Origin of the sequence: Bifidobacterium myosotis (assembly GCF_002259745.1) — a bacterium.
Lineage (GTDB): Bacteria > Actinomycetota > Actinomycetes > Actinomycetales > Bifidobacteriaceae > Bifidobacterium > Bifidobacterium myosotis.
On the sequence record NZ_MWWW01000036.1, the window covers coordinates 1 to 4,560 of the forward strand.

The following is a 4,560-nucleotide window of genomic DNA, read 5'->3' on the forward strand; positions in this document are numbered from 1 at the left end:
TCCTCGACGGGTTCCACATCGTGTCCTGGGCGACCGACGCGCTCGACAAGGTCCGCACCGCCGCATGGCGCGAGGCCAGAAAGGCCGGCACGGCCCGGAAGGGCGCCAAGGACCCGATCAAGGGCGCGCGTTGGGCGCTGCTGAAGAACGAGAACGACCTGACCGCCGGCCAGAAGGCCCAATTGGAGTGCGTGGCGAACACCAACGAGACCCTCTGGGAGGCGTACAAGCTCAAGGAACGCCTCAGGATGATCCTCAAGCAGACGGCGGACGAGGCCGCGCCCCTGCTGCGCCAATGGGCCGCGGACGCGTTCCTGTCCGGCATCCCGGGCTTCGTCCCGCTCGGAGAGAAGATCGCCAGGCGCCACTTCGACATCCTCGCAACCATCCGTTCCGGACTGTCCAACGCCAGGCTCGAGGCCATCAACAACAAGATCAAGACCACCATCAAGATCGGCTACGGCTACAGGAACCTCGACAACCTCATCAGCCTCGTCATGCTCAAATGCGGAGGACTCAACCTCACACTCCCCGGACGCCAATAGCCAGCAGGCCAGACCAGCAATCTACACCCACACAAACACCCGAAGAGCCATTAATAAACGAATTTCTGACGTGGCATACTAGTGGTCTGTCTCACTAATAATTGAGGGGTCCAGCTTCTGTCTCTCCCCAGTCAGCTTCATTGGTAACCTCCTCGTTAGAGGAGAAACTCTACCCCTCAATTATTAGTGAGACGGATCACTAGATGTTCGATTGACGTGTGGCTGACGTGTGAGCGAGGTGATACGCAACGCCGGACTAGACAATGTCTGGAGCCCGCGTGTATCTTAGTGCTGTTGCCCCTTTAGCTCAACGGTTAGAGCAGCGTCCTTTTAAGTCGTGGGTTGTGGGTTCGAATCCCACAGGGGGCACACTTAAGGCATCGGCTTTGCTCGGTGCCTTTCTTGTTTCTCCTTGAAACCCTTGGAATCATTGAGGTCCAAGGGTTTTTCTTGTTTTTGCCAATCGCGTCTCATCCCTGATTATCCCTGAATTTTCTTAGCTGCTAATTGCCTTCCGAGACAACATTGGACAACATGAGCGCAGATGCTCGCTACCTCTCAGGCATCGGTTTGACGCCGGTGCCTTTCTTGTATTCCGCGGAGCCTTGGACTGTGCTCTCCGAGCAAGACTGCCACAAGATTGCCGCAAACTGTCGGTTCTCGTCGTTTCGGTGACGGATTTCGACGCTTCGGTGACGGATTTCGACACCTGACTGTCGGACCTCGACGTAAGACTGTCGGATTTCGTACGGCATACGTACGAAATCCGACAGTCAAGTAACGAAAACCGACACTCTTGCGTTGAGAACCGTCACCGAAGCGTCGAAATCCGACAGTCCTGAGACGGTCTTGTGACAGTCTTGTGACAGTCTTGCTCGGAGCGTGAGAGAGGTGGCTGGCCTTAACGAATGGCAGGTGGATTGCTGAGACCCATCATGGAATTGCACCCCAATCTGCGCCTCCGCACCTGTCCATATGCGCCACAAACAAACAAAGCCCGGCGGAAACCGGGCTTTGAAGGAGAAGAAAGAGGAAGAGAAGAAGAAGAAGGTTCAATTATTGCGGGCTTTGCGGCCGTGATTCACATATAACACCATCAGTCTCGGTGCGGCGTGTGCATTAGCTGGGAATTATATGGGAATCACGGCTTGCGCAGTGCGTGGTCCTGTGCATGATGGCGCTTGATGTTGATTGCTCATTATCCCCCAGCACTCGGCCGCGTAATCGGCGAGGCAAGAACTGGCACGATAAGGCACAGAGCGTGGATGCGAAGGCCTGCGCGGTCGTAGTTTCGTCCTCGATATTCACCTAATGATTGATTAGTCGCACGGATGGCGGCGATTTTCGTGACCATCCGCGGTACATGCTGGCTCTGTTAAACCACCTTTGGCGTAAGAGGCGAATCGGTGGGGTTGATTTCCCTAGGAAATCAACCCATTCAGAACTCTCGTTGATTAGCCCATGTCAATTCTGGTTTAACAGAGCCTAAATGTTACGATCGCCCCGCCCAGTGCCCGGTCCGGATTCCCGGCCATCCCGTCGCCTACAGTGGGCGGCATGTCATGCACTACCATCCTCATCGGCAAGAATGCCAGCTACGACGGCTCCACCATCATCGCCCGCGACGACGATTCCGGTTCCGGCCGCTATGATCCCAAGCGTCTCATCACGGTCCACCCGGATGACCAGCCGCGTCACTACGTCAGCGTGCTGAGCCACGTCGCAATTGACCTGCCAGACAATCCCTGCCGCTACACCATCGCGCCGAACGTGCTGCACAACCGTGGTGTGCTGGCCGAAGCCGGCGCCAACGAACATAACGTGGCGATGAGCGCCACCGAAACCATCGCCGTCAACGAACGTGTGCTCGCCGCCGACCCGATGGTCGAGCTGCAGCCGGCGCAGGGCGAGCCCAGTGACGACGACTACCGCCCCGAACAGCCCGGCGGCATCGGCGAGGAGGACATCATCACCCTCGTCCTGCCGTACGTCACCACCGCGCGCGAGGGCGTGGTCCGGCTCGGCGAACTGCTGAAGACCTACGGTACGTACGAGTCGAACGGCGTGATCATCTCCGATGTGGACGAGATCTGGTACGTCGAGACGATTGGCGGCCATCATTGGATCGCCCGCCGTGTGCCGGACGACTGCTACGCCACCATCCCCAATCAGCTGGGCATCGACGATTTCGACCTGACCGATGCGTTCGGCAAGCAGCGCGAATACATGTGCAGTGCGGATCTGCGTGAGTTCATCGCCGAGCATCATCTTGACCGTACGATGGGAGCGCCCGCCGTGTCCGGTGGCCGTCACTCCCACAGCGCCGGTTTCGGGGCCGTTGCCGGGACGAGCGCCGGCGCAACCGGCAATTTCAACCCACGCAAGGTCTTCGGCACCGCCACGCCCAAGGACCACATCTACAACACCCCGCGCGCCTGGTACATGCAGCGTCATCTCAACCCCGGCGAGGACTGGGATTCGCCCGCCGCGCGATACACGCCCGAGTCCGACGACATCCCGTGGTGCCGCGTGCCGGAGGACAGGGTGACCCTCGAGGACGTCGATTTCCTGCTGTCCTCCCATTTCGAGGGCACGCCGTATGACCCCTACGGTACGACCGGTACGGCGGAATCACGCCACCGGTACCGCCCGATCGGCGTGAACCGTACAGGTCATATGGTGGCCATTCAGCTGCGCCCGTACGTCCCGGCGTGCAGTCGTGCGGTGATGTGGGTCTCCTTCGGTTCCGGCCCGTTCACCACAATCGCGCCGTTCTATGCGAACGTTGACGATACGCCCGCCTACCTGCGCGACACCACGCCCACGGTCTCCACCGGCAATCTCTACTGGGAGAACCGTCTCATCGCCGTGATTGCGGACGCCCACTGGTTCGAGACGCGCAACGCGATCGAACATTATGCGGAGCTGGTGCGCGCGTTCGGCCATCGTCTGATTGAACAGACGGATGCGCAGGTGGCCGAAGGCGGCTATGGCGACGAGGACGTGCGCGCCGTGCCGGCGGTGCTGGAGGTCGCCAACGGGCGCATAGCCGATTATCTGCGCGAGCACACCGCCAAGCTGCTCGACAGCGTGCTGTACACGTCCAGCAACCTGATGCACAACAGCTTCGCCATGTCCGACCGCTGGGTGTGACGCGGGCGATTGCCACAGGGGCGGTGTCCGTTCAGGTTCCTACGCCCGCCGCCCCATCCGGATTCGAAGACGGAATCAGTTGAAGCCGACGACCTTCTCGGCGATGGTGTATCCGTTGCGCACGGCCCAACGCCCGGCGGAACCGGGCAGATTGATCGCGCGGGACATGATCTTGGCGCGAACGTCATGTCCGATCGCCGGAGAGTACTCGTCGAGCGCCGCCCACAGCTCACGCTTCTTCTCGTAGTTCGCCGGGTCACGGGACAGGATGAGGAACACGGACGTCACGCACGATTCGATGGATAGGAAGTGGATCATGTACCGGTACAGTCCGTCCGGGACCGTGCCGCGTTCGGGCGTGGCCTCGGTCATAAGACGGTTGACGAGCCGCAGCTGATCCACGCGGCGAATCATGACATCCGTCTGCACGCTCTGTCCCTCGCGCCCGATGAAGTAGTGGTAGAACGGCACGTCCAGATACTGGATGCGCTTGACCCATGGGAACGGCTGATACGAGTAGTAGAAGTCCACGTAGAACGTGTGCTCCGGGAGCGTGAGCCCGGAATCGCGCACCACCTGTGTGCGGAAGGTGAGCGCATGCATGATGATGTACTGCGCGAGGCCGAACGTGCCCAAATCATCCCAGCCGAGTACACGGCCGGAGTCCATCACGCGCCGGAAGTTCACCGTGTGTTTGTGACGTTTGGCCACTTTGTCGTACACGTAGTTGGTCACCAACATGTCGATGGGCTCGTTCGTCTCGCGCTGCGCCCGCAGCGTGGCGAGCACGGTGTCGATGGCCTGCGGGTCCACCCAGTCGTCCGCGTCCACTACCTTGACGTACATGCCGGTTGCGGCCGCC

General features: G+C 60.0%; 3 protein-coding genes and 1 tRNA gene. 3 read left to right on the forward strand and 1 reads right to left on the reverse strand.

Annotated features, from left to right (window positions below):
- The 3 genes from BMYO_RS11145 to BMYO_RS11155 all read left to right on the forward strand — a co-directional run.
- Positions 1–545: transposase (locus tag BMYO_RS11145; RefSeq protein WP_143249198.1), on the forward strand; the 545-nt coding region annotated here is incomplete at its 5' end.
- A 296-nt stretch (positions 546–841) separates the two neighbouring features.
- A tRNA-Lys gene (locus tag BMYO_RS11150) sits at positions 842–914 on the forward strand.
- A 1,188-nt stretch (positions 915–2,102) separates the two neighbouring features.
- Complete coding sequence (locus tag BMYO_RS11155) at positions 2,103–3,698, forward strand: C69 family dipeptidase (protein WP_094668525.1); 1,596 nt, start codon at positions 2,103–2,105, stop codon at positions 3,696–3,698.
- A gap of 75 nt (positions 3,699–3,773) precedes the next feature.
- Here the strand turns inward: BMYO_RS11155 and BMYO_RS11160 are convergent.
- The coding region (locus BMYO_RS11160) for a glycosyl transferase (protein WP_094668526.1) at positions 3,774–4,560 on the reverse strand (787 nt) is incomplete at its 5' end.